Below are 19,918 nucleotides of genomic sequence, written 5' to 3' on the forward strand. Positions count from 1 at the left end.
GGGGTTCCCATCCTGATCCAAAAGGACCACGGAGCCGCGGGGTGAACCCGGCAATGGGTAAAGGACCAAAGTGTAGCTATAGTTGTAGGCCACTATGTTGCCGTTTTCGTCTTTTTCGGTGGAAAAGGAAAAGTTCTCTCGGGACACCTGAACTGTGGGAGCCCCCACCACCAGCCCCCCCTCAAAGAAGGAACTACAACCCCCCAAGGCCAAGGCCATGAGCAGAAGCCACACTATTCTTCCCTTCATCCCTCACCCCTTTCACCCCATCATCTCCTCGCGCCACTTGGGATTGAGTATAGCAAAGCTCAAGCGGGTCAGGCCCGCAAGGAAGTCCACGTTCTCCACCGCCACCTCCTTGGGCACCTCCAGGACCGTGGGGGCGAAGTTGAGGATGCCCTTAATGCCAGCGGCCACCAGGCGGTTGGCGGCCTCTTGGGCCGCCTCCCGGGGAACGGTGAGGAGGGCGATCTCTATGCGGCCTGGCACCCTCTCCGGCAAGAGGTCCAGGTGCTCCACCACCCCATTCCCCACCCGACGGCCAATCTTTTCCGGGTCTACATCAAAGAAACCCCGTAGCTCAAAGCTCTCCCCAAAGCCAGGATAGTCGGCCAAGGCACTTCCCAATCGGCCCATGCCCACAATGCAGAGGCCCCACTTCCGATTAAGGCCCAGGATGTGGCGGAGCTCCCGTTTGAGCACGGGCACCGTGTAGCCCACCCCCCGGGTGCCGTAGGAACCAAAGTAGGATAGGTCCTTACGCACCTGGAAGGCGGTCACCTGAGCCTCCTCCGCCAGCTGCTCGGAGCTGGTGCGGTGGATCCCCTTGGCCTCCAGTTCCTCCAGAATACGCAAATAGGTCACCAAACGGCTAATGGCGGCGCTGGGTACCTTCATCGCACCTCCAGGGCCTCGAGGCCCAAGGCCCGCACCTTGGCCTTAAGGGCCTCCTTCTCCTCCTCGGCCACCGGGCCGACGCGGACCCGGTAAACCCCATCCCTCACCAAGACCACCGGTAGGCCCATCTCCTTGAGCTTCCCCGCCAGGGCCAAGGCGTTTTCCTCCTTCTGGAAAGCCCCCACCTGTAGGTAAAGGGTGCCTGAGGCGGGCAGGGGTGCCCCTTGGCCCCGGTAAACCTGGGCGCCATACGAGGCCAAAGCCTCCGCCACCCGGCGCGCTTCCGCCTCGGTGGCATAAGGACCCACCACCACCCGGGTCAGGTTCCCCACGGGTTCCAAGCGCGCTGGATAACCCTTCTGGGCCAGCTCCTGGCGAAGCTTGGCGGCGTTTTCCGGGTTGGCGAAGGCTCCCACCGCCACCCTGTAGGCCCCGCTGGGGGTAGGGGCTGGAGGGGATGGGGCTTTCGGCCTGGCCGGGGCCGTGGCCTTGGGTTCCGCAGGCGGCTTGGGGGCAGGGGCGGGCTCCACGGGAGCCTGGGGCAAGGGCAGCACCGTAACCACGGGTTCCGGGGGAGGCTTGGCCTCGGAGGGGGGAATCTGAGGGGCAGGCGCCACCTGGGAAGGTGGAACCGAGGAGGGGGCAGGCGAGGAGGTCACCGAAGGCCCGGGCTGGAGGGAGGTGTCCACCTTGGACCGAGCAAAGGGATTGATTCCGGTCAGGTAAAGGACAATGCCCGCCGCCACCAAGGCGATGAGGAGAAAGATGAGGAAGTCCAACCAGTTCTCACGTAGCCAACGCATCCTACCTCCGCAGGAGGGCCTGCGCCTCCTTTGAGCCCAGGGCGGCTGCCTGGGCCAAGGCCCGCTGGCCTTCCGCCTCCCGGCCTAAACCTCTAAGGGCTAAGCCCAGGTTATACCAGGCCGCCGCCTGGTTGGGCGCCCTCTGCAACACCTCCCTCAGGACCACCTCCGCATCGCCAAACCGCCCCAAGGCCACCAGGGCCGCCGCTAGGTTGACCCCCACCTCCGGGTCCCGGCCAGACTCGTAAAGGGGGCGGAGGAGGGCCAGGGCCTCCTCGAGGCGGCCCATTTCCAGCAGCAACGCCCCCCTAAGGGCCTGGGCCTCCGGGGTGGCCATCCCCCCCAGGAGCTTAAGGGCCTCCTCCTTCCGGCCCAAGGCATAGGCGGCTTGGGCCTTTAGGAAGGTGCCTAAAGGCCCAGCCTCGTCGGCATAGCGATAGGCGTTTTTGTAATCCCTTAAGCGCAAGGAGGCCACCGCCAGGCTCAAGGCCACCTGGGGCTCGGGGCTTACCCGGTAGGCGGCCAGCAGGTAGCCCAGGGCTCCCTTGGCATCCCCCGCCTCGAGGCGGGCCTGCCCTAGAAGGTAGGCGGCCTCCCACAGGGATGGATCCAAGGCATAGGCCTCCCGCAACAGGGGCTCGGGGCGGGAGGAAAGCTGGGCCTTGCGCAGGAGGAGCCGGGCCCTAGCCTTCCCCTCCACCGCCTTAAGCCCTCGGTCCAGCTCCCTTAGGGCCCTCTCCTTGAGGCCCTCCTCCGCCAGGATGCGGGCTAAAAGGTCCCAGCCCTCAGCCAGCCCAGGCTCCCGGTTCACAAGGCCATAAAGCACCGGCACCGCCTCCGCCCGGGCCCCCGAGGCGTACAGGGCCTGGGCCAGGGCCAGGTGGTAGGCCGGGCTCCGCTCTGGGGTAAGCCCCCTCCCTAAGACCCCCGCCGCCTCTTTGGCCTGGCCCGCCTGGGTGAGGGCGCTGGCCCATCCCAGGTAGGCTTCCTCTGTGGGCCTGAGTTCCACCGCTTTGGCAAAGGCCTCCGCTGCTTCCTTGGGCCTTCCCAGGCGCAACTGGACCTGGCCCAGGTTGAAATACCCCTCGTAGCGGTCGGGGAAGACCCGGACCATCTGGTCAAAGGCGAAGCGGGCCTCCTCGAGGCGGCCCAGGCGAAAGAGGCTTACTCCCAGGCCCAAATGGGCCTCAAAGAGGCCATAATCCTGCGCCAGAACCTCCTCGTAAGCCAAGGCGGCCTGGGCGTACTCCCCGGCTTTGAATAGCGATTCCGCTCGCTCCAAAGGGGTTTGCGCCAAAGCCAGACCCAGCCCGAGGAGAAGGGAAAGGGCTTTGGGAAAAGGTCTCGTCATAAGGGCCTCCAAACCCGTCGTTGCCCTTAGCATAGCATATAGGCGAAAAGCCTTTTGCTATTCTAAGGACGTGAGCGGGCTCCCCGCTAAACCCTTGGACCTGGATGCCCCAAGGGTGCTGGTGCTGAACGCCGCCTACGAGGTCTTGGGGCTGGCCAGCATCAAGCGAAGCGTCCTCCTGGTGCTTTCCGGGGGAGCGGAGATGCTTTCGGAAAGCGGCCGCTACCTGCACACCCCATCCACCCGGATCCCCGTCCCCAGCGTCATCCGCTTGAAGCGCCTGGTGCGGCGGGGGCCAAGCCGCATCCCCCTCAACCGCCGCAACATCCTGAGGCGGGACCGCTACACCTGCCAGTACTGTGGAAGGCAAGGGGGGGAGCTGACCGTGGACCACGTGCTTCCTAAAAGCCGGGGCGGCCGGAGTACCTGGGAAAACCTGGTGACCGCCTGCCGTCCCTGCAACCTGAAGAAGGGGGACCGCACCCCCGAGGAGGCGGGGATGCGCCTGCTCAAGCCCCCCCGGGCGCCCAGGGCGCCCCTTTTTCTTTCCGACCTGAAAGAGGTCCCCGAGGACTGGCAACCCTACCTTCAGGTGTGGCTAACCTGAAGCCCCTAGCGCCGCACCGTAAGGAGCACCGCCAGGAGCACCAGGCCCGCCCCCAGGTAAGCCCATAGGGAAAGCACCTCCCGGAAAAGGAGATAGGCGAACAGGTTGGCCACCACGGGCTCGAGGGTGGCCACCACGCTGGCCCGGGTGGCGGGAAGGCGCCTTAAACCCGCATAGTAGGCCAGGTAGGCCCCATACGTGGAAAACGTCCCCAAGAAGAGCAAGGCTCCCATGCCCTTTGGGCTCAGAGGCAGGAACTCCACCCAGGGCAAAAGCCCCAAGGCCCCCACGGGCAGGGCGTAGAGGAAGAGGGTGGGGGTGGCGTAACGGGGGAGGTAAAGCTTGCCGAAGATGTAGTAAAGGGCATAGGTGAACCCGGAAAGGAGCCCGAAGAAAAGGGCCAGGTACAGGACCCGTACCCCACTCCCCCCTCCCGCCCCCATCAGCCCCACCCCCAGAAGGGTCAGGGCCACCGCCCAAAGCCCCGTGGGGTCCAGGGGTTCCTTGAGAACCACCCGGGAAAGGAGGGCCACCCAAGCGGGGGCCGTGTACAAAAGGACAGAAGCCAAGGCCGCCCCCCCGTAGACCACCGCCAGCTGGTAGGAGCCGTAGAAGAGGGAAACCCCCACCAGACCGAAAAGAAGGAGGGGTAAGGCATCCCGGCCCTCCACCCTGACCTGGCGCAGGAAGAGGGCATGCGTGCCGAAGAACACCCAGGCGATGACCGCCCGGAAAAAGGCCACGGCAAGCGGGGTAAGCCCTTCCTGAAAGGCCAGGCGGCTTACAGGGCCGATGAGACCCCAAAGGAAGGCCGCCAGGAGCAGGTACAGGTAGCCCATGGGCAAGAGTGTATAATCCCCCCAGTGCCCTATGGAGGCTGACCTATGAGCGCACGCATCCTTTTTGCCCTCTTCGTCCTCCTTCTGCTGGTGCTCTTCTCCTGGCTCAACTGGGGGGAGGTCACCAAACCCACCTCCTTGTCCCTGGGCCTCACCCGGGTGGAGGCTCCTTTGGGCTTGGTTCTGGTGGTGGCCTTGGGGGTGGTTTCCCTCCTCTACCTCATCTTCACCATCGGCCTGGAAACCGCCGCCCTCCTGGAGGTGCGGCGCTACGCCCGGGAGCTTCTCCACTACAAAAAGCTGGCCGAGGAAGCGGAGCAGAGCCGCTACACCGAGCTCAGGCGCTACCTGGAAGAGGAACTGAAGCGCCTGGCGGAGGTGGAGAAGGAGGAGATCCGGGCCCTCGAGGCCCGCCTGGCGGAAATCCTGGAAAAGCACGGCAACACCCTGGCCGCCTACATCGGTGAACTGGAGGACCAGGTGCTAAGGCTCCTCCAGGAGCGAGGAGGAAACGCCTGAGCGCCGGTACCCCATCCTGGGGCCCGGCGCTAAAGGGGTATCCTTGCCCCCTTTCGGTACCCTACTCCACCAGCTCCACCAGGGCCAAGGGTGCCCCATCCCCCCGCCGGCGCTCCGCCAGCTTCAGCACCCGGGTGTACCCCCCGGCCCGGTTCTGGTACTTGGGAGCAATCTCATCAAAGAGCTTGCGCACCAGCTTCACGTCCTGCAGATCCCTCAGCACCAGGCGGCGGGCGTGCAGGTCGCCCCGCTTGGCCAGGTGGATGAGGTGGTCCACGAACCCGGTGAGCTCCTTGGCCTTGGGCACGGTGGTGGTGATGCGGCCATGGGTGAGCAGGCTTTTGGCCTGGTTCCGGTATAGGGCCAGACGGTGGGAAGAGTGGCGGTCCAACTTCCTTCCAGACTTTAGGTGGCGCATGGTCTCACTCCTTTAGGGCGAAGCCCCTCTTGGCCAAAGCCTCGCGGATCTCCTCGAGGCTCCTTTCCCCGATGCCGGGGATGTTCTTAAGGTCCTTGAGGTTCAAGGCCAAAAGCGCCCGCACCGACTCGATCCCCTCCTCCTTGAGGCTGTGAAGAACCCGGGTGGAAAGCCCTAGCTCCTCCAAGGGCAGGTCCAGGTCCTCCTCCCCTTCCGTGCGCTCCACCGAAGCCGGCTCCGGGGCAGGCAGGGCGGTGGCCTGGGGGTTGGCAAAGTAGGAAAGGTGCTCCCTAAGGATCTCCACCGCCTGGTTCAGGGCCTCCAGAGGGGTCACGGAACCGTCCGTCCAGATCCTAAGGGTCAGCTTGTCCAGGTCGGTGCGCTGGCCAAGCCGGGTATCCTCCACCTGGAAGGCCACCCGGCGCACAGGGGAAAAGATGGCGTCCACGGGGATGGAGTTGATCCGGTCCTTGATGCCGTGGCGCTCGGCGGGCACGTACCCCACGCCCCGGTCCACCCGCACCTCCATGTAGAGCTTACCCCCCTCCTCCAAAGTGGCGATGGGCAGATCGGGGTTTAGGATCTCGGCATCAGGTGGGACGACAAAATCCCCCGCCCTGACCACCTTAGGGCCTTGGGCCTTTAGGATCAGGGTGGTGGTCTGCATCCTGGGGTCCAGGAAGCGCACCACCAGCTCCTTCAGGTTCAGGATGATCTCCACCACATCCTCCTTGACCCCGGGAATGGTGGAGAACTCGTGGAGGACATCCTCAATGTAGACGCTGGTGACCGCGGTCCCGGGGATGGAGGAAAGGAGAATCCGCCTCAAGGGGTTGCCCAGGGTGACGCCGAACCCCCGCTCCAGGGGCTCCAGGACGAACTCCCCATATTCCCGCCCCTGGGTGCGCACCGTGAAGACCGGGGCTTTCAGCTTGCTCTCTAACATAGACCTCCTTGCCAATATAGGGGCCCGGACAGGCCGGGCCCCTGCAGGGCTACCTGGAGTAGAACTCCACCACCAGCTGCTCGTTCACGGGCAGGGCCAGGTCCTCCCGATCCGGCAGGCGCAGGAACTTGCCCTTCATCCCCTCCACGTCCAAGGAAAGCCAGGGGCCCACCTTGCGGCCCTTCATGGCCTCGAGGTTCTCCCGGATGAAGGCCAGGTTGCGGCTACCCTCGGCGATGGCGATCTCGTCCCCCGGCTTCACCCGGTAGGCGGGAAGGTCCACCCGGCGCCCGTTCACGGTGATGTGCCCATGGCGCACCATCTGCCGGGCCTGGCGGCGGCTAGCAGCGAAGCCCAGCCGATAGACCACATTGTCCAAGCGGGACTCCAAAAGTCCCAGGAAGACGGTACCTGTAACCCCCTTCTTACGGCTGGCCTCCTCAAAGAGGTTGCGGAACTGGGTTTCCGAGATCCCGTAGATGCGGCGGAGCTTCTGCTTCTCCCTCAGGCGCACCGCGTAGTCCGAAGGCCGGCGGGTGCGCTTCTGCCCGTGCTGGCCTGGTGGGTAAGGGCGGCGCTCCATGGCGCACTTGGGGCTGTAGCAACGCTCCCCCTTCAGGTAAAGCTTCACTCCTTCCCGGCGGCAAAGACGGCAAACTGGACCAAGGTAACGACCCATCTTCTCCTACTCCTTACGAAGCCTTGCGGAACTTCTTCTTAGGCCGGCAGCCGTTATGGGGCACGGGGGTGTCGTCCACGATGGACTTCACCTGCAAGCCCGAGGCCTGGAGGGCCCGGATGGCCTGCTCCCGGCCCGCGCCGGTGCCGCGCACGATCACGTCCACGCTCTGCATGCCGTAGGCCATAGCCTTCTTGGCGGCGTCCATGGCCGCAAGCTGGGCCGCATACGGGGTGCCCTTGCGGCTCCCCTTGTAGCCGATGACCCCACCCGAGGACCAGGTGATGGGGTTGCCGTCCGGGTCGGTGATGGTCACGATGGTGTTGTTGTAGGAGGCGTGGATGTACGCCTTCCCACTGGCCACCTGCCGCTTGATTTTCTTCTTGGTGGTCTTTCTGGCCATACTCTCCCTCTCTTAGGAGTATCCACTGGCCCTAGAGCTACTTCCTAGGCGCCTTCTTCTTGCCCGCCACCGTCTTTCGGGGGCCCTTACGGGTACGGGCGTTGGTGCGGGTGCGCTGCCCCCTCACCGGCAAGCCGCGGCGATGGCGGAGGCCCCGGTAGCAACCGATGTCCATGAGGCGCTTGATGTTGGCGGCCACCTCCGCCCTGAGCTCACCCTCCAGCTTCCAGGCGTTCTCCACGTACTCCCGAAGGCGCACCACCTCCGCCTCGGTGAGGTCCTTCACCCGGGTTGCCGGATTGATGCCCGTCTTCTCCAAGGCCTCCTTGGCCCGGGCCGGCCCCACCCCGTAGATGTAGGTGAGGGCCACGTCCACCCGCTTGTTCCTGGGAATCTCCACGCCTGCAATCCTGGCCACGTTACCTCCTTATCCCTGACGCTGCTTGTGCTTCGGGTTTTCGCAGATCACGTACACCCGACCGTGCCGGCGCACCACCTTGCACTTCTCGCACATCTTTTTCACCGATGCCCGTACCTTCATCTCGCCTCCTACTTCCTGTACACGATGCGGCCCCGCGTGGGGTCGTAGGGGGTAATCTCCACCACCACCCGGTCCCCAGGCAGGATGCGGATGTAGTGCATGCGCATCTTGCCCGAGATGTAGGCCAGGATCTCGGGCCCCGAGTCCAACTTCACCCGAAACGTGGTGTTGGGCAAGGCCTCGGTAACCACGCCCTCTGCCCGAATGGTGTCCTTCTCCTTCGCCATACCCCTCCTACTGCGCCCGCACCAAGGCAACCCCGGTGAGAAGCTCCGGGCCCTCCTCCGTCACCAAAATGGTGTTCTCGTAATGGGCGGCGAGGTTGCCAGCTCCGGCGCTCGCCGTCCAGCCATCTTCCAATATTACCACAGAAGCTGGGCGTAAGGTGACCATGGGCTCGAGGGCTAGGGTCATACCTGGCCGAATCTTGGGCCCTGTTCCCGGCTTACCGAAGTTGGGCAACTGGGGATCCTCGTGGATTTCCCGGCCCACCCCATGCCCCACGAACTCCCGCACCACCCCATACCCCCGGCCTTCCAGAAAAGTCTGCACCGCATGGGCCACATCCCCGATGCGGTAGCCGGGCCTAAGGTACTTAAACCCCTCCCAGAAGGCAGCCTCCGTGTCCCTTATGAGCCTTTCCGCCTCCGGGGAAACCTTGCCCACGGGAAAGGTCCGGGCCATATCCGCAGCGAAACCCCCGTAGATGAGCCCCACATCCACGGAGAGGATATCCCCTTCCTTTAGGGGCTCCTCTGAGGGAATGCCGTGGACCACCACCTCGTTCACCGAGGTGCACAAGGTGGCGGGGAAGCCGTAAAGGCCCAGGAAGGCCGGCTTGGCCTTGCGCTTCCTTATGGCCTCGTAGGCGATCCGGTCCAGCTCCTTGGTGGTGATGCCGGGCTCCACGTGCCGCCCTACCTCCTCCACCACCTCGGTGAGGAGGGCCCCCGCCTCCCGCATGCGCTCAATCTCCCATGGACTCTTCAGCTTGATGGCCATCAGATTCCTAAGGAGGCCCGGATGCGGGCGTAGACCTCATCAGGGGTACCCAGGCCATCCACCCGCCTCAAGGCACCCGTTTTCTCATAATACTGCACCAAGGGCTCGGTCTTCTCCCGGTAAACCCGGAGCCGGTGCCGGATGGTCTCCTCGTTATCGTCGGAACGCCCCTCCAGCTCCGCCCGCTTGAGCATCCGGGCGATGAGCTCCTCCTCCGGCACCTCCACCAGCACCACCCCAAGGAGCCGGGTTCCCGTTTCCTGGAGGAGCTGGTCCAAAGCCTCCGCCTGGGCCAGGGTACGGGGAAACCCATCAAAAATCACCCGTTCCGCCAGCTCCTCACGGATGAGGGCCAGGATGAGCTCATCCGGCACCAGGTCCCCCCGGTCCATGATGGGCTTCACCTGCTGGCCTAAGGGCGTGCCCCGGGCCACGTGGTCCCGCAAGATGTCCCCAGTGGAAAGCTTCTTAAAGCCCAGCTCCTCGGCAAGCCGCGCCGCCTGGGTGCCCTTCCCCGCCCCCGGCGGTCCCAAGAAGATCACCGCTTCCCCCATCCTTCCTCCTAACGCGTGCGGCCGCGGATGCGGCCCTTGGAGAGGAACCCCTCGTAGTTCCTCAACATCAACTGGCTCTCAATCTGCCTAAGGGTATCCAGGGCCACGCCCACCACGATGAGAAGGCCGATGCCGGAAAAGGCGATGCTCTTCACCCCGGTGAGGTTCTGGATGATCTGGGGCAAGGCCGCCACCAGGCCCAGGAAAAGAGCCCCCCAGAGGGTCAAGCGGGAAACGATGTGCTCCAGGAACTTCACCGTGGGCTCCCCGGGACGGATGCCGGGGATGAAGCCCCCGTACTCCCGGAGGCTTTCCGCAATCCGCTTGGGGTCAAACTGCACCGCGGTGTACACGTAGGTGAAAAGGACGATGAGCACCACCTCAATGAGTAGACCCGAGAAACGGGTGGGGTTGAAAAAGTTGGCGATGGCCTGGAGCACGGGGTTGTCCTGGAAGGGGGCGGTGAGGAAGATGGGAATCTGCAGAATGGCGGCGGCGAACACGATGGGGATGACGCCAGCGGCGTTCAGCTTGATGGGGATATAGGTGGCCTGCCCCCCATAGACCCTTCTGCCCACCACCTTCCTGGCGTACTGGACAGGAATACGCCTTTCCGCCTGCTGCACCGCCGCCATGCCGGCAAAGGCCAAGACGATGAAGGCCAGGAAGAAGAGGAAGGCCACCAGGTTCACTTCCCCGGTGCGGATAAGGCCCGCGGTGCGGAAAAGCTGCGGCAGCCAGTCCACCACGATCCCGGCAAAGATGATCATGCTGGTGCCGTTGCCGATGCCGTACTCGGTGATGCGCTCCGCCATCCAAAGGAGAAGGGCGATGCCCGCCACCTGGGTGACCACCACCACCAGCCAGAAAAAGGGACCGGGGGACCAGCCGGGAAGGAGGAAGCGCCCGCCCTCCGCCCCTAGGAAGGCGGTGGCCAGAAAGAATCCCTGGAAAGCCCCCAGAGCGATGCCGCCGATCCGCGTGTACTGGTTGATGATGCGGCGGCCCTCCTCACCCTCCTTGGAAAGCTTCTCTAGCATGGGGACCACGTTCACCAAAAGCTGCATGATGATGGCCGCGGTGATATAGGGCATGATCCCCAGGGCAAAGATGGAGAAGCGCTCAAAGTTACCGCCGGAAAACAGGTTGATGATGCCGAAAACCCCCCCCTGGGTGGTGCGCAAAAACTCCTGGATCTTGTCCAGGTCCACCCCCGGGGTGGGGATAAAGGCCCCCAGGCGGTAGGCGGCCAACACCAGCAGGGTGAAGAGGATCCGCTGGCGCAGTTCGGGGATGGCCAGGGCGCTCCGGAAGGCCTTAAGCATCCTAAGCCTCCTTAGGCGTTTGCCCTTCAGGCAATGGGGCCAGCAGGACGGCCTCGCCGCCCGCAGCCTTTAGCTTCTCCAGGGCAGTTTTGGAAAAGGCGTGGGCCACCACCTTAAGGGGCTTAGCCTCCCCCTCCCCCAACACCTTTAGCCTGTACCCCTTCTTCAGAATCCCGGCCTGGACCAGCATCTCGGGGGTCACCTCCCCCTGGAAGCGGGCCAGGTCCTTGAGGTTCACCCCCTGGTACCTGGGCCTCTTGATCTCCCCGGGCACCTGGCCCTGCATCCCCCGCTTGGGCAGGCGCATCAGGGTGGTGGAGCGCCCCCCCTCAAAGCGGCGCGGATCCTTGAGGCCACCGGAGCGGGACTTCTGCCCCTTGTGGCCCCGGGTGGCCGTCTTGCCGTGGCCGGAGCCAGGACCCCGCCCCACCCGCTTCCGCCTCTTGTTGGCCCCAGGATTGGGTTTTAAGTCGGTAAGTTTCATTCCACCACCTCCACCCGCACCAGGTGGGCCACCTTCTGGATGTTCCCCCGTATGGCGGGATGGTCTTCAAAGACCTTTTCCTTGTGAAGCTTGGTCAGCCCCAGGGCCTTCAAGGCCGCCTTCTGGTCCTTGGGATACCCAATGGGGCTTTTCACCAGCTTGACCTTAAGCTTGGCCATCACTCCTCACCGCCTTTCCGCAGGCGCTCCACATCCTGCTTGGTCTTAAGCTGCCTGAGAGCCTCCATGGTGGCGTAGGCGATGTTGATGGGGTTACGGCTCCCCAGCTCCTTGGTGAGGATATCCGTGATCCCGGCGAGCTCGAGGATGGCCCGGGGAACCGCCCCCGCGATCACCCCCGTACCCGGGGCTGCCGGCTTCAGGAGGATCTTGGAAGCTCCGTACTCCACCTCAATCTCATGGGGAATGGTGCCGTTTTGCAAGGGCACCTCCACCATGTTGCGGCGGGCGTAGTACCCCGCCTTCTGCACCGCAAGGGGCACCTCCTTGGCCTTACCCAGGCCCAGGCCCACCCGGCCCTGCCGATCCCCCACCACCACCAAGGCTCCGAAACGGAAGCGGCGGCCACCCTGGTAGGTCTTAGCGGTGCGCCGCACCAGGATCATCTTCTCTTCAAAATCGGTCTCGGGCATGCTTCCTCCTCGCTATGCGACCTAGAACTCCAGGCCCCCTTCCCTGGCCCCTTCCGCCAGGGCCTTGACCCGTCCGTGGTACTTGTAAGGACCGCGGTCAAAGGCCACCTTGGTGATCCCCAAGGCCTTGGCCTTCTCCGCCAAGGCCCGGCCCACCTGCCGGGCCACCTCGGTCTTGTTGCCCTGGAGCTTCAGGGCCAGGCTGGACTCGGCCACCAGGGTATGGCCCTTCTCGTCGTCAATGATCTGGGCGTAGATGTGGTTAAGGCTCCGGAAGACGGATAAGCGGAGCCGGCCCGCGCGCTTGACGCGGTTGCGCACCCGGAACTTGCGGCGTTCGTATGCGGTAAGCCGTGCCATGGTTCCCCCTACTTCTTCGTCCCGGCCTTGCCGGGCTTAAGGCGGATGGGCTCGCCCGCGTAGTAGATACCCTTCTCATGGTAGGCGCTGGGCTTCTTGATGGCGCGGAGATTGGCGGCCACCTGGCCCACCTTCTGCTTGTCTATGCCCAGAACGCGAATCTTGGTGGGTTCGGGGACCTCAAAGGTCACGCCCTCCGGCGGCTCCACCACCACGGGGTGGCTGAAGCCCACGGTGAGCTCCACCGCCCGACCCGCAAGCCGGGCCCGGTAACCGATGCCCTTGATGAGGAGCTCCTTCACGTACCCCTCGGAAACCCCTTTGATGGCGTTGGCGATGAGGGTTCGGGTAAGGCCATGGAGGCTCTTGTGCCGCCTTTCATCCGAGGGCCTTTCCACCCGCACCAGCCCCTCCTCCACCACCACCCGCATCTCCGGGGAGATGGGCACGGAAAGCTCGCCCTTGGGGCCTTTGACCTTAACCAGCCCCGGAGCCACCTCCAGGGTGACCCCCTTGGGCAAGGGAATGGGAAGCCGGCCAATCCTAGACATCACCACACCTCACAGATGAGCTCCCCACCCACGCCCAACCGTCGGGCCTCCCGATCGGTGAGAACCCCCTTGGGCGTGGACAGGATGGCAATCCCCAGGCCGCGGCGCACCCGGGGAAGCTCCTTGACCCCCACATAGACCCGCCGCCCAGGACGGCTGATGCGGCGGATGTGGTTGATGACCTGTTCGGGCCGGGGGTCCAGCCCCTGGCGCCTTGGCCCGTACTTTAGGTAGATGCGCAGGACGGGTTTACCGTCCACCTCCACCCGCTCGTACCCCTTGATGAAGCCCTCCCGCTTCAGGATCTTGAGGATCTCCTCCTTGAAACGGGAGGCGGGCACCTCGGTGCTCTCCTTGTAAACCCGGGTGGCGTTCCGAATCCGGGTCAGCATGTCGGCAATGGGGTCCGTCAACATTTCCTCTCTCCTTTTACCTCACTCCTGGACCATGCGGTCTCGAGGGAACCCCCCCGACCGGCCACGGCCTACCAGCTGGCCTTCTTCACCCCGGGAAGCTGGCCCTTGTGGGCAAGCTCCCGAAGGCAAAGCCGGCAGAGCCCAAAGTAGCGGTAGACGCTCCTGGCCCTCCCGCAGCGCACGCAACGGGTGTAGGCCCGCACCTTGAACTTGGGGGTACGCTTGGCCTTTTCGATCAACGCTTTTCTCGCCATGCTCGCCTCACTTGCGGAAGGGGAAGCCCAGAAGCTCCAAAAGGACCTTGGCCTCCTCGTCGGTCCGGGCGGTGGTGACCACCGCAATATCCATGCCCCTAAGGGCGTCCACCATGTCGTAGGTGATCTCCGGGAAGATGAGCTGTTCCCTAAGGCCCAGGTTGTAGTTGCCCCGGCCATCAAAGCTACCCGGGTTTACCCCGCGGAAGTCGCGGATGCGGGGAAGCGCCACGTGCAGTAGCTTCTCCAGGAAGATCCACATGCGGTCGCCCCGCAGGGTAACCCTGAGCCCGATGGGCATCCCCTTGCGCAGCTTGAAGTTGGAGATGGACTTCTTGGCCCGGGTTATGGCTGGCTTTTGACCGGTGATGAGGGCAAGCTCTTTGGAAGCCTTCTCCAGGATGCGGGCATCCTCCTTGGCCTCGCCCAAACCCTGGTTGACCACCACCTTCTCCAGCCTGGGCACTTCCCAGATGTTCTTATAACCAAAGCGGCGGATGAGCTCAGGCCGCACTTCCTCGTAGTACTTCCTCTTGAGGGCTACGTCCAAGGGCATCTTACTCCTCCACGTCCAAAGACCCGCCGCACTTGGCGCAAACCCGGATCTTGCGGCCATCCTCCAGGAACTTCTTGCGCACCCGGGTGGGCTTGCCGCATGCGGGGCAGATGGGGCGCACCTTGGAGGCATGCAGGGGGGCTTCCTGCTCCACAAAGCCACCCTGGGGATGCTGGGGGCTGACCCGCACCGCCTTCTTGACGATGTTCACCCCCTCCACGATGACCGCACCCTTCCTGGGCAGAACCGCCTTCACCTTGCCCACCTGGCCCTTGTACTTGCCGGAGGCCACCAGAACCGTGTCCCCCTTCTTCACATGCACCTTGGCCTGCATCAGAGCACCTCCGGAGCCAGGGAGACAATCTTCATGAACCCCTTTTCCCGAAGTTCCCGCGCCACGGGTCCGAAAACACGGGTGCCCCGGGGCTCCAGCTGGTTGTTGATGATGACGGCGGCGTTGTCGTCAAAGCGGATGGCCGAGCCATCGGGGCGCTTTACTTCCTTTTTGGTGCGCACCACCACCGCCTTCACCACGTCCCCTTCCTTCACCGCCCCGCGAGGGATGGCCTCCTTGACGCTGGCCACGATCACATCCCCCACGGTGGCGTATTTGGCGTTGGAACCCTTCAGGACCCGGATGCACATGATCTTGCGGGCCCCGGTGTTATCGGCCACCTCCAGGTAGGTTTGGGGCTGGATCATGCCTTACCTCCCCGCTTGGAAAGGCTGGCGTAGTTCTGCCTACGCACCAGGTACTTCTCCACCAGGTCCAACCGACCCCCCTCCACCAGGCGCAAAACCCTAAAGCGCTTGCGCTTGGAGATGGGGCGGGCCTCGATGATCTCCACCACGTCCCCCACCTGGTACTTCTCCTCGGGGTCGTGGGCCAGGTACTTTTTGGAGCGCTTGATCACCTTGCCATAGAGGGGGTGGGGGAACTGGCGCTCCACCAAGACCGTGACGGTCTTCTGCATCTTGTCGCTCACCACCACCCCGGTCAGCACCTTCTTAGGCATTGGCCCTCCTCTTCTCGTTCAGGATCGTGAGGAGCCGGGCGATGAGGCGCCTCGTCTCCCGCACCCGGTGGTTCTGGGAAAGCTGGCCGATGGAGGCCTGGAAGCGAAGTTCCATCAGCTCCCGCTTCTTCTCCCGAACCAGCTTTTCAATCTCACTGGGAGAGAGCTTGCGGATCTCACTGGGCTTCATCGTAGGCATCCCTCCTCACGATCTTGGTCCGGATGGGAAGCTTGTGGCCGGCAATGCGCAAGGCCTCGAGGGCCTGCTCCTCGGTGACCCCCGCCACCTCAAACATCACCCGCCCCGGCTTCACCACCGCCACGTAGCCTTCCACGTTGCCCTTACCCTTACCCATCCGCACCTCGAGGGGCTTCTTGGTGTAGGGCTTGTCGGGGAAGATGCGGATGAAGATCTTCCCCCCACGGCGGAAGTGGCGCACCATGGCCACACGGGCCGCCTCAATCTGCTGGGAGGTGATCCAGGCGGGTTCCATGGCCACCAGGCCGAAGTCCCCAAAGGCCACGTAGTCACCCCCCTTGGCCGCCCCCTTCATGCGGCCCCGGTGCTGCTTGCGGTACTTCATGCGCCTGGGCATCAACATGGCCTACTCCTCCTTCTTCACGCGCACGGCCGGGCGGCGGCGGCGGGGCCTCTCCTCCGCCCTTGGCTCCTCGGGCCGGGCCTTGGGCTTCTGGCCGCCAATCACCTCGCCCAGGAACACGTAGGCCTTGACCCCCAGCACCCCGTAGGTGGTGCGGGCCAAAGCGAAGCCATAGTCTATATTAGCACGCAAGGTGTGGAGGGGCACCCGGCCCTCGGCCGCCCACTCGGTGCGGGCCTGCTCGGCGCCACCGATGCGGCCGGACACGATCACCTTGGCCCCCTTGGCCCCCGCCTCCATGACCCGCTGCACCGCCTGCTTGATGGCCCGGCGCACGGCAAAGCGGCGCTCAATCTGCTCCGCCACCCGCTGGGCCACCAGGGGCGCCGAGAGGTTGGGGTTATGGATCTCCTGGACGTTCAGGGCCACATTCTTTCCCGTGAGCTGGGAAAGGGTGTCCCTTAGAACCTTAATCTTCTCCCCGCCCCGGCCGATGACCACGCCGGGCTTGGCCACGTGCACGGTTACGGCCACGTTGTCCGCAGCCCGTTCAATGTCAATGCGGGCCAGACCTGCCGGGTAGAGCTCCTTGGTGAGGACCTCACGAATCTTCTGGTCCTCCACGAGGAGATGCGGGTACTGCCTTTTGCCCGCATACCAACGGGACTCCCAGTCCCGGGTGATGCCGAGCCTAAATCCGATGGGGTGGATCTTATTTCCCATGTTTCTCCCCCAGGATCACCGTGATGTGGCTGGTCTTCTTCTTGATGATGTCCGCCCGGCCCCGGGCCCGGGGAAGCACCCTTTTTAGGGCCGGCCCCTCGTCCACAAAGGCCGCCTTCACAAAAAGCCTATCCTCCAGCATGTCGTGGTTGTTGACCGCGTTGGCGGCGGCGGACTCCAGCACCTTGGCCACGTAATAGGCCCCCCGCTTGGGGGTGTAGCGCAGGATGGCGCGGGCCTCCTCGAGGCTCTTCCCCCGGATCAGGTCCACCACCAACCGGACCTTCCTGGGGGAGATGCGCACGTAACGGGCAATGGCTTTCGCTTCCATGGCTACTTCTTCTTGGTGGCCTTAGCCTCTTTGCCATGCCCCCGGTAGGTGCGGGTGGGGGCGAACTCTCCCAGCTTGTGCCCCACCATGTTCTCGGTGATGTAGACGGGCACGTGCTGCTTGCCGTTGTAGACCGCAATGGTATGGCCCACCATCTCGGGGACGATGGTGGAGCGGCGGCTCCAGGTCTTGATGAGCCGCTTTTCCCCCTTGGCGTTCAGCTCCAGCACCTTCTCCAAGAGGTGTTCGTCAACGAATACGCCCTTCTTCAAGCTACGCGGCATGGCTCACCTCACTTCTTGCGCCGGGCGATGATGAAGCGGCTGGAGGGCTTCCGCCGCTTCCTGGTCTTAAGGCCCTTGGTCTGCCAGCCCCAGGGGGAAGCGGGGGGCCGGCCCCGGGGTGCCCGGCCCTCACCACCGCCGTGGGGGTGGTCCACCGGGTTCATGGCGGCACCCCGCACGTGGGGCTTGCGGCCCAGCCAACGGGTGCGGCCCGCCTTGCCCAGGACGATGTTCTTGTGGTCGGCGTTGCCCACAGCCCCGATGGTGGCGTAGCACTCCCCGTGCACCTTCCTAAGTTCCCCGGAAGGCAGGCGCAGAATCACGTAATCCCCTTCCCGGCCCTGGATCTGGGTGCTGGTACCAGCGGAACGGGCCAGCTTAGCCCCTTTCTTGGGCTCCAACTCCACCGCATGCACCACGGTACCCACAGGGATGAAGCGAAGGGGGAGGGCGTTGCCCACCCCTATAGGGGCATCCGGCCCCGCCACCACCTGCTGGCCCACCTGCAGGCCATCGGGGGCGATAATGTAGCGCTTTTCCCCGTCCACGTAGTGCAAGAGGGCGATGCGGGCCGAGCGGTTGGGGTCGTACTCGATGGCCGCCACCTTGGCGGGGATGCCTGCCTTATCCCAGCGCTTGAAGTCAATGATCCGGTAAAGCCGCTTGTGGCCGCCCCCGCGGAAGCGCACGGTGATGCGCCCCTGGTTGTTCCGCCCCCCCGTCTTCTTCAGGGGCTTGACCAAAGACTTCTCCGGCTCCGTTTTGGTGATCTCGGAGAAGTCCGCCACCGTCATGAAGCGGCGGCTTGGGGTGTAGGGTTTGAACTTCTTTACTGCCATCCTCTATGCCTCCCTTGCCGGATCGGGGCCGGGCCCCCCTCCCGGCTTAGGTCTAGATGAGGCCCTCCAAGGCCTCAATCTTCTGCCCGGCAGCCACCTGCACGATGGCCTTCTTGCGGTCGGGGCGCTTGCCCAGGTAACGGCCCAGGCGCTTTTTCTTTCCCCGCACCGTCATGGTGTTCACCCCCACCACCTTGACCTTAAAGGCCGCCTCCACGGCGTTTTTAATCTCCGTTTTGGTGGCCTTGGGGTGGACCCAGAAGGTGTACTTGCCCTCGGCGAAGCCAGCATAGGCCTTTTCGGAAAGCACCGGGGCCAGGATCACGTCAAAGGCGGTCTTCATGCCTCACCCCCCATGCGGGCCTGGAAGGCTTCCCAGGCCGCCAGGTCCATGACCAGGCGTCCGGTGCGCAGGATGTCGTAGACGTTGAGCCCTTCCGGGGCCAGGGTTACCACCCAAGGGAGGTTGCGGGCCGCCCGGCGCACCACCTCGTTGGCCGTCACCAGGAGGACGCTTTCCGCGCCGTCCAGCCCCGCAACCTTGGCCCAGGCCAAAAACTCCTTGGTCTTGCCGTTCACGCCGGGGAAGTCCTCCACCAAAAGGAGCTTGCCCTCCCTGGCCCGGTCGGCCACCGCCATGGCCAGGCCCGCCTGCCGCACCTTCTTGGGCAAGGTGTAGCTGTAGTCCCGGGGCTTGGGGCCAAAAACCACCCCACCCCCCACGAAGATGGGGGCCCCTATATCCCCGTGGCGGGCCCGGCCCGTGTGCTTCTGGGGGTAGATCTTGCGGCTGGAGTAGGCCACCTCACCCCGGGTCTTGGTGCTGGCGGTACCCCGGCGCCTTTTCGCCAGCTGCCAGCGCACCACCTCCCAAAGGAGATGGGGATTGATCTCCTGGGGAAGGTCAGCGGAAAGCTCCCGCTTGCCAGACGAGGAGAGAACAGGAATCTGGTACACCATACCCTCCTTTACTTGGCCACCTTCTTGGTCCCGCGCACCAGCACCAAGCCCCCGTTGGGACCAGGCACCGCACCCTTGACCAAGAGGAGGTTTTCCTCGGGGATCACGTCCACCACCTCGAGGTTCATCACCGTGACCCGCTCAGCCCCATAGCGCCCGGCCATTTTCTTTCCCTTGTAGACCCGGCCCGGGGTCTTGCGGTTCCCGATGGACCCAGGGTGGCGGTGGATCTTGTGGGCGCCGTGGGAATCGGGGCCGCCGGCGAAGTTCCAGCGCTTCATTACCCCCGCCGTGCCCCGGCCCTTGGTGGTGCCGGTCACGTCCACCCGCTCCCCCGCTTGGAAGATCTCCACGGTCACCACATCCCCTTCGGGATTGAAGTCGCGGATTTCCTTTAGGATACGCACCGGACCCACCCCAGCCCGGGCGAAATGCCCCTTCATGGGCCGGTTCACCCGCTTAGGGTTCTGGGGCAGGAAGCCCAGCTGGACCGCCGTATACCCATCCTTTTCCGGCGTCCGGCGCTGGACCACCGGGCAAGGCCCCGCCAGGATCACGGTGACGGGAATGGCCCGGTCCTCCCGGTAAATCCGGGTCATGCCCACCTTTAGGCCCAGGATGCCCTTCATTTGCCACCCCCCACGGTTTTGATCTCGATCTCCACCCCGGTGGGCAGGTCCAGGGACATAAGGCTCTCAATGGTCTTGCGGTTGGGGTTCAGGATGTCCACCAGGCGGTGGTGGGTGCGCAGCTCAAAGTGTTCCCGGGAGTCCTTGTGCTTGAAAGGACCCCGGATCACGGTGAAGCGCCTAACCCGGGTAGGCAGGGGCACGGGACCCGAGACCTGAGCCCCGGAGCGCCGGGCCGCTTCCACGATCTTCTGGGCCGAGGCGTCCAGGGTCTTGTGGTCAAAGCCCCGTAGCTTGATGCGGATCTTGGGCATGCCTCACCTCACTCCAGGATCTTGGTGACCACGCCGGCGCCCACGGTCCGCCCACCCTCACGA

The 19,918-nt window shown here is 64.4% G+C and carries 37 protein-coding genes; 2 read left to right on the top strand and 35 right to left on the bottom strand.

What is annotated here, in order from left to right; all coding sequences use genetic code 11:
* Nucleotides 1-261: 261 nt before the first annotated feature.
* Genes L0D18_RS11000 through L0D18_RS11010 form a run of 3 tightly spaced genes read right to left on the bottom strand, consistent with a single transcriptional unit; the run spans nt 262 to nt 3,051 of the window.
* Nucleotides 262-897 carry a redox-sensing transcriptional repressor Rex gene (locus L0D18_RS11000; protein ID WP_243029048.1) on the bottom strand — a complete coding sequence of 212 codons (636 nt, stop codon included), beginning with the start codon at nt 895-897 and terminating at the stop codon, nt 262-264.
* Nucleotides 894-1,700 carry an SPOR domain-containing protein gene (locus L0D18_RS11005; protein ID WP_243029049.1) on the bottom strand — a complete coding sequence of 269 codons (807 nt, stop codon included), beginning with the start codon at nt 1,698-1,700 and terminating at the stop codon, nt 894-896. The genes L0D18_RS11000 and L0D18_RS11005 overlap by 4 nt, the downstream gene beginning before the upstream one ends.
* 1 nt (nt 1,701) lies before the next feature.
* On the bottom strand, nt 1,702-3,051 hold the full coding sequence (locus tag L0D18_RS11010; RefSeq protein WP_243029050.1) for a tetratricopeptide repeat protein: 1,350 nt from the start codon (nt 3,049-3,051) through the stop codon (nt 1,702-1,704).
* 94 nt (nt 3,052-3,145) lie between these two features.
* Between L0D18_RS11010 and L0D18_RS11015 the strand changes: the two genes are divergently transcribed.
* A complete protein-coding gene (locus L0D18_RS11015; RefSeq protein WP_243029086.1) occupies nt 3,146-3,658 on the top strand; it encodes an HNH endonuclease in 513 nt (170 codons plus the stop codon).
* A 5-nt stretch (nt 3,659-3,663) separates the two neighbouring features.
* Here the strand turns inward: L0D18_RS11015 and L0D18_RS11020 are convergent, their stop codons facing one another.
* On the bottom strand, nt 3,664-4,497 hold the full coding sequence (locus L0D18_RS11020) for a DMT family transporter (RefSeq protein WP_243029052.1): 834 nt from the start codon (nt 4,495-4,497) through the stop codon (nt 3,664-3,666).
* Nucleotides 4,498-4,542: 45 nt separating this feature from the next.
* Here L0D18_RS11020 and L0D18_RS11025 point away from each other — a divergent pair, with 45 nt between their 5' ends.
* Entirely contained in the window at nt 4,543-5,016 is a 474-nt protein-coding gene (locus L0D18_RS11025; protein ID WP_243029053.1) for a DNA cytosine methyltransferase, read from the top strand.
* Nucleotides 5,017-5,077: 61 nt separating this feature from the next.
* Here L0D18_RS11025 and rplQ read toward each other — a convergent pair whose 3' ends face one another.
* From rplQ to rpsJ, 31 genes are all read right to left on the bottom strand, one after another.
* Nucleotides 5,078-5,434 (bottom strand): 50S ribosomal protein L17, encoded by a 357-nt coding sequence (rplQ, locus tag L0D18_RS11030; RefSeq protein ID WP_243029054.1) that lies wholly within the window; start codon nt 5,432-5,434, stop codon nt 5,078-5,080.
* A 4-nt stretch (nt 5,435-5,438) separates the two neighbouring features.
* Nucleotides 5,439-6,380, bottom strand: a complete 942-nt coding sequence (locus tag L0D18_RS11035) for a DNA-directed RNA polymerase subunit alpha (protein WP_243029055.1) — start codon at nt 6,378-6,380, stop codon at nt 5,439-5,441.
* A gap of 49 nt (nt 6,381-6,429) precedes the next feature.
* Nucleotides 6,430-7,059, bottom strand: coding sequence for a 30S ribosomal protein S4 (gene rpsD, locus L0D18_RS11040; RefSeq protein ID WP_243029056.1), 630 nt, complete (start codon nt 7,057-7,059; stop codon nt 6,430-6,432).
* 13 nt (nt 7,060-7,072) lie between these two features.
* A complete protein-coding gene (rpsK, locus tag L0D18_RS11045; protein WP_243029057.1) occupies nt 7,073-7,462 on the bottom strand; it encodes a 30S ribosomal protein S11 in 390 nt (129 codons plus the stop codon).
* A gap of 37 nt (nt 7,463-7,499) precedes the next feature.
* Nucleotides 7,500-7,880, bottom strand: coding sequence for a 30S ribosomal protein S13 (rpsM, locus tag L0D18_RS11050; protein ID WP_014514896.1), 381 nt, complete (start codon nt 7,878-7,880; stop codon nt 7,500-7,502).
* A 9-nt stretch (nt 7,881-7,889) separates the two neighbouring features.
* On the bottom strand, nt 7,890-8,003 hold the full coding sequence (gene rpmJ, locus L0D18_RS11055) for a 50S ribosomal protein L36 (RefSeq protein WP_014514895.1): 114 nt from the start codon (nt 8,001-8,003) through the stop codon (nt 7,890-7,892).
* Nucleotides 8,004-8,011: 8 nt separating this feature from the next.
* Entirely contained in the window at nt 8,012-8,230 is a 219-nt protein-coding gene (gene infA / locus L0D18_RS11060; protein ID WP_003043942.1) for a translation initiation factor IF-1, read from the bottom strand.
* Nucleotides 8,231-8,237: 7 nt separating this feature from the next.
* Complete coding sequence (map, locus tag L0D18_RS11065; RefSeq protein ID WP_243029058.1) at nt 8,238-9,005, bottom strand: type I methionyl aminopeptidase; 768 nt, start codon at nt 9,003-9,005, stop codon at nt 8,238-8,240.
* Nucleotides 9,005-9,559 carry an adenylate kinase gene (locus L0D18_RS11070; protein ID WP_243029059.1) on the bottom strand — a complete coding sequence of 185 codons (555 nt, stop codon included), beginning with the start codon at nt 9,557-9,559 and terminating at the stop codon, nt 9,005-9,007. Before L0D18_RS11070 ends, map begins: the two co-directional genes overlap by 1 nt.
* Nucleotides 9,560-9,567: 8 nt before the next feature.
* Nucleotides 9,568-10,884: a preprotein translocase subunit SecY gene (secY, locus tag L0D18_RS11075; RefSeq protein ID WP_243029060.1), complete on the bottom strand. Its 1,317-nt coding sequence runs from the start codon at nt 10,882-10,884 to the stop codon at nt 9,568-9,570.
* A gap of 1 nt (nt 10,885) precedes the next feature.
* A complete protein-coding gene (rplO, locus tag L0D18_RS11080) occupies nt 10,886-11,368 on the bottom strand; it encodes a 50S ribosomal protein L15 (protein ID WP_243029062.1) in 483 nt (160 codons plus the stop codon).
* Nucleotides 11,365-11,547 (bottom strand): 50S ribosomal protein L30, encoded by a 183-nt coding sequence (rpmD, locus tag L0D18_RS11085; protein ID WP_243029065.1) that lies wholly within the window; start codon nt 11,545-11,547, stop codon nt 11,365-11,367. Before rpmD ends, rplO begins: the two co-directional genes overlap by 4 nt.
* A complete protein-coding gene (gene rpsE / locus L0D18_RS11090; RefSeq protein WP_243029068.1) occupies nt 11,547-12,020 on the bottom strand; it encodes a 30S ribosomal protein S5 in 474 nt (157 codons plus the stop codon). Before rpsE ends, rpmD begins: the two co-directional genes overlap by 1 nt.
* 21 nt (nt 12,021-12,041) lie before the next feature.
* Nucleotides 12,042-12,380 (bottom strand): 50S ribosomal protein L18, encoded by a 339-nt coding sequence (rplR, locus tag L0D18_RS11095; protein WP_243029070.1) that lies wholly within the window; start codon nt 12,378-12,380, stop codon nt 12,042-12,044.
* An 8-nt stretch (nt 12,381-12,388) separates the two neighbouring features.
* Nucleotides 12,389-12,931 (bottom strand): 50S ribosomal protein L6, encoded by a 543-nt coding sequence (gene rplF / locus L0D18_RS11100; RefSeq protein WP_243029071.1) that lies wholly within the window; start codon nt 12,929-12,931, stop codon nt 12,389-12,391.
* On the bottom strand, nt 12,931-13,347 hold the full coding sequence (gene rpsH / locus L0D18_RS11105; protein WP_243029073.1) for a 30S ribosomal protein S8: 417 nt from the start codon (nt 13,345-13,347) through the stop codon (nt 12,931-12,933). Before rpsH ends, rplF begins: the two co-directional genes overlap by 1 nt.
* A gap of 68 nt (nt 13,348-13,415) precedes the next feature.
* Nucleotides 13,416-13,601: a type Z 30S ribosomal protein S14 gene (locus L0D18_RS11110; RefSeq protein ID WP_018111303.1), complete on the bottom strand. Its 186-nt coding sequence runs from the start codon at nt 13,599-13,601 to the stop codon at nt 13,416-13,418.
* A 7-nt stretch (nt 13,602-13,608) separates the two neighbouring features.
* A complete protein-coding gene (gene rplE, locus L0D18_RS11115) occupies nt 13,609-14,157 on the bottom strand; it encodes a 50S ribosomal protein L5 (RefSeq protein WP_243029074.1) in 549 nt (182 codons plus the stop codon).
* 1 nt (nt 14,158) lies between these two features.
* A complete protein-coding gene (gene rplX / locus L0D18_RS11120; RefSeq protein WP_243029075.1) occupies nt 14,159-14,491 on the bottom strand; it encodes a 50S ribosomal protein L24 in 333 nt (110 codons plus the stop codon).
* The gene (gene rplN / locus L0D18_RS11125) at nt 14,491-14,859 is read right to left on the bottom strand and encodes a 50S ribosomal protein L14 (RefSeq protein ID WP_003043914.1); all 369 of its coding nucleotides are present in this window, start codon (nt 14,857-14,859) and stop codon (nt 14,491-14,493) included. The genes rplX and rplN overlap by 1 nt, the downstream gene beginning before the upstream one ends.
* Entirely contained in the window at nt 14,856-15,173 is a 318-nt protein-coding gene (gene rpsQ / locus L0D18_RS11130) for a 30S ribosomal protein S17 (protein ID WP_243029076.1), read from the bottom strand. The genes rplN and rpsQ overlap by 4 nt, the downstream gene beginning before the upstream one ends.
* The gene (rpmC, locus tag L0D18_RS11135; protein ID WP_243029077.1) at nt 15,166-15,363 is read right to left on the bottom strand and encodes a 50S ribosomal protein L29; all 198 of its coding nucleotides are present in this window, start codon (nt 15,361-15,363) and stop codon (nt 15,166-15,168) included. Before rpmC ends, rpsQ begins: the two co-directional genes overlap by 8 nt.
* Nucleotides 15,350-15,775 (bottom strand): 50S ribosomal protein L16, encoded by a 426-nt coding sequence (gene rplP, locus L0D18_RS11140; protein ID WP_038058331.1) that lies wholly within the window; start codon nt 15,773-15,775, stop codon nt 15,350-15,352. The genes rpmC and rplP overlap by 14 nt, the downstream gene beginning before the upstream one ends.
* Nucleotides 15,776-15,778: 3 nt before the next feature.
* On the bottom strand, nt 15,779-16,498 hold the full coding sequence (rpsC, locus tag L0D18_RS11145; protein WP_243029078.1) for a 30S ribosomal protein S3: 720 nt from the start codon (nt 16,496-16,498) through the stop codon (nt 15,779-15,781).
* Nucleotides 16,488-16,829 (bottom strand): 50S ribosomal protein L22, encoded by a 342-nt coding sequence (gene rplV, locus L0D18_RS11150; protein WP_243029079.1) that lies wholly within the window; start codon nt 16,827-16,829, stop codon nt 16,488-16,490. Before rplV ends, rpsC begins: the two co-directional genes overlap by 11 nt.
* A 2-nt stretch (nt 16,830-16,831) precedes the next feature.
* Complete coding sequence (gene rpsS, locus L0D18_RS11155; protein WP_114312989.1) at nt 16,832-17,113, bottom strand: 30S ribosomal protein S19; 282 nt, start codon at nt 17,111-17,113, stop codon at nt 16,832-16,834.
* Nucleotides 17,114-17,121: 8 nt separating this feature from the next.
* Nucleotides 17,122-17,952 carry a 50S ribosomal protein L2 gene (gene rplB, locus L0D18_RS11160; RefSeq protein ID WP_243029080.1) on the bottom strand — a complete coding sequence of 277 codons (831 nt, stop codon included), beginning with the start codon at nt 17,950-17,952 and terminating at the stop codon, nt 17,122-17,124.
* Nucleotides 17,953-18,004: 52 nt separating this feature from the next.
* Nucleotides 18,005-18,295, bottom strand: coding sequence for a 50S ribosomal protein L23 (locus L0D18_RS11165; protein WP_015718106.1), 291 nt, complete (start codon nt 18,293-18,295; stop codon nt 18,005-18,007).
* Nucleotides 18,292-18,912, bottom strand: coding sequence for a 50S ribosomal protein L4 (gene rplD / locus L0D18_RS11170; RefSeq protein WP_243029081.1), 621 nt, complete (start codon nt 18,910-18,912; stop codon nt 18,292-18,294). Before rplD ends, L0D18_RS11165 begins: the two co-directional genes overlap by 4 nt.
* Before the next feature lie 8 nt (nt 18,913-18,920).
* Nucleotides 18,921-19,541, bottom strand: coding sequence for a 50S ribosomal protein L3 (gene rplC, locus L0D18_RS11175; protein ID WP_243029083.1), 621 nt, complete (start codon nt 19,539-19,541; stop codon nt 18,921-18,923).
* On the bottom strand, nt 19,538-19,855 hold the full coding sequence (rpsJ, locus tag L0D18_RS11180; RefSeq protein WP_015718109.1) for a 30S ribosomal protein S10: 318 nt from the start codon (nt 19,853-19,855) through the stop codon (nt 19,538-19,540). The genes rplC and rpsJ overlap by 4 nt, the downstream gene beginning before the upstream one ends.
* Nucleotides 19,856-19,918: the final 63 nt, after the last annotated feature.

This window comes from Thermus albus, assembly GCF_022760855.1.
In the GTDB taxonomy this organism is placed as follows: Bacteria; Deinococcota; Deinococci; order Deinococcales; family Thermaceae; genus Thermus; species Thermus albus.

Bases quoted from the DNA above. Each gene is read 5' to 3' on its own strand.
- L0D18_RS11000 (WP_243029048.1), bottom strand. From the start codon at position 897: ATGAAGGTACCCAGCGCCGCCATTAGCCGTTTGGTGACCTATTTGCGT.
- L0D18_RS11005 (WP_243029049.1), bottom strand. From the start codon at position 1,700: ATGCGTTGGCTACGTGAGAACTGGTTGGACTTCCTCATCTTTCTCCTC.
- L0D18_RS11010 (WP_243029050.1), bottom strand. From the start codon at position 3,051: ATGACGAGACCTTTTCCCAAAGCCCTTTCCCTTCTCCTCGGGCTGGGT.
- L0D18_RS11020 (WP_243029052.1), bottom strand. From the start codon at position 4,497: ATGGGCTACCTGTACCTGCTCCTGGCGGCCTTCCTTTGGGGTCTCATC.
- L0D18_RS11025 (WP_243029053.1), top strand. From the start codon at position 4,543: ATGAGCGCACGCATCCTTTTTGCCCTCTTCGTCCTCCTTCTGCTGGTG.
- rplQ (WP_243029054.1), bottom strand. From the start codon at position 5,434: ATGCGCCACCTAAAGTCTGGAAGGAAGTTGGACCGCCACTCTTCCCAC.
- L0D18_RS11035 (WP_243029055.1), bottom strand. From the start codon at position 6,380: ATGTTAGAGAGCAAGCTGAAAGCCCCGGTCTTCACGGTGCGCACCCAG.
- rpsD (WP_243029056.1), bottom strand. From the start codon at position 7,059: ATGGGTCGTTACCTTGGTCCAGTTTGCCGTCTTTGCCGCCGGGAAGGA.
- rpsK (WP_243029057.1), bottom strand. From the start codon at position 7,462: ATGGCCAGAAAGACCACCAAGAAGAAAATCAAGCGGCAGGTGGCCAGT.
- rpmJ (WP_014514895.1), bottom strand. From the start codon at position 8,003: ATGAAGGTACGGGCATCGGTGAAAAAGATGTGCGAGAAGTGCAAGGTG.
- infA (WP_003043942.1), bottom strand. From the start codon at position 8,230: ATGGCGAAGGAGAAGGACACCATTCGGGCAGAGGGCGTGGTTACCGAG.
- map (WP_243029058.1), bottom strand. From the start codon at position 9,005: ATGGCCATCAAGCTGAAGAGTCCATGGGAGATTGAGCGCATGCGGGAG.
- L0D18_RS11070 (WP_243029059.1), bottom strand. From the start codon at position 9,559: ATGGGGGAAGCGGTGATCTTCTTGGGACCGCCGGGGGCGGGGAAGGGC.
- secY (WP_243029060.1), bottom strand. From the start codon at position 10,884: ATGCTTAAGGCCTTCCGGAGCGCCCTGGCCATCCCCGAACTGCGCCAG.
- rplO (WP_243029062.1), bottom strand. From the start codon at position 11,368: ATGAAACTTACCGACTTAAAACCCAATCCTGGGGCCAACAAGAGGCGG.
- rpmD (WP_243029065.1), bottom strand. From the start codon at position 11,547: ATGGCCAAGCTTAAGGTCAAGCTGGTGAAAAGCCCCATTGGGTATCCC.
- rpsE (WP_243029068.1), bottom strand. From the start codon at position 12,020: ATGCCCGAGACCGATTTTGAAGAGAAGATGATCCTGGTGCGGCGCACC.
- rplR (WP_243029070.1), bottom strand. From the start codon at position 12,380: ATGGCACGGCTTACCGCATACGAACGCCGCAAGTTCCGGGTGCGCAAC.
- rplF (WP_243029071.1), bottom strand. From the start codon at position 12,931: ATGTCTAGGATTGGCCGGCTTCCCATTCCCTTGCCCAAGGGGGTCACC.
- rpsH (WP_243029073.1), bottom strand. From the start codon at position 13,347: ATGTTGACGGACCCCATTGCCGACATGCTGACCCGGATTCGGAACGCC.
- L0D18_RS11110 (WP_018111303.1), bottom strand. From the start codon at position 13,601: ATGGCGAGAAAAGCGTTGATCGAAAAGGCCAAGCGTACCCCCAAGTTC.
- rplE (WP_243029074.1), bottom strand. From the start codon at position 14,157: ATGCCCTTGGACGTAGCCCTCAAGAGGAAGTACTACGAGGAAGTGCGG.
- rplX (WP_243029075.1), bottom strand. From the start codon at position 14,491: ATGCAGGCCAAGGTGCATGTGAAGAAGGGGGACACGGTTCTGGTGGCC.
- rplN (WP_003043914.1), bottom strand. From the start codon at position 14,859: ATGATCCAGCCCCAAACCTACCTGGAGGTGGCCGATAACACCGGGGCC.
- rpsQ (WP_243029076.1), bottom strand. From the start codon at position 15,173: ATGCCTAAGAAGGTGCTGACCGGGGTGGTGGTGAGCGACAAGATGCAG.
- rpmC (WP_243029077.1), bottom strand. From the start codon at position 15,363: ATGAAGCCCAGTGAGATCCGCAAGCTCTCTCCCAGTGAGATTGAAAAG.
- rplP (WP_038058331.1), bottom strand. From the start codon at position 15,775: ATGTTGATGCCCAGGCGCATGAAGTACCGCAAGCAGCACCGGGGCCGC.
- rpsC (WP_243029078.1), bottom strand. From the start codon at position 16,498: ATGGGAAATAAGATCCACCCCATCGGATTTAGGCTCGGCATCACCCGG.
- rplV (WP_243029079.1), bottom strand. From the start codon at position 16,829: ATGGAAGCGAAAGCCATTGCCCGTTACGTGCGCATCTCCCCCAGGAAG.
- rpsS (WP_114312989.1), bottom strand. From the start codon at position 17,113: ATGCCGCGTAGCTTGAAGAAGGGCGTATTCGTTGACGAACACCTCTTG.
- rplB (WP_243029080.1), bottom strand. From the start codon at position 17,952: ATGGCAGTAAAGAAGTTCAAACCCTACACCCCAAGCCGCCGCTTCATG.
- L0D18_RS11165 (WP_015718106.1), bottom strand. From the start codon at position 18,295: ATGAAGACCGCCTTTGACGTGATCCTGGCCCCGGTGCTTTCCGAAAAG.
- rplD (WP_243029081.1), bottom strand. From the start codon at position 18,912: ATGGTGTACCAGATTCCTGTTCTCTCCTCGTCTGGCAAGCGGGAGCTT.
- rplC (WP_243029083.1), bottom strand. From the start codon at position 19,541: ATGAAGGGCATCCTGGGCCTAAAGGTGGGCATGACCCGGATTTACCGG.
- rpsJ (WP_015718109.1), bottom strand. From the start codon at position 19,855: ATGCCCAAGATCCGCATCAAGCTACGGGGCTTTGACCACAAGACCCTG.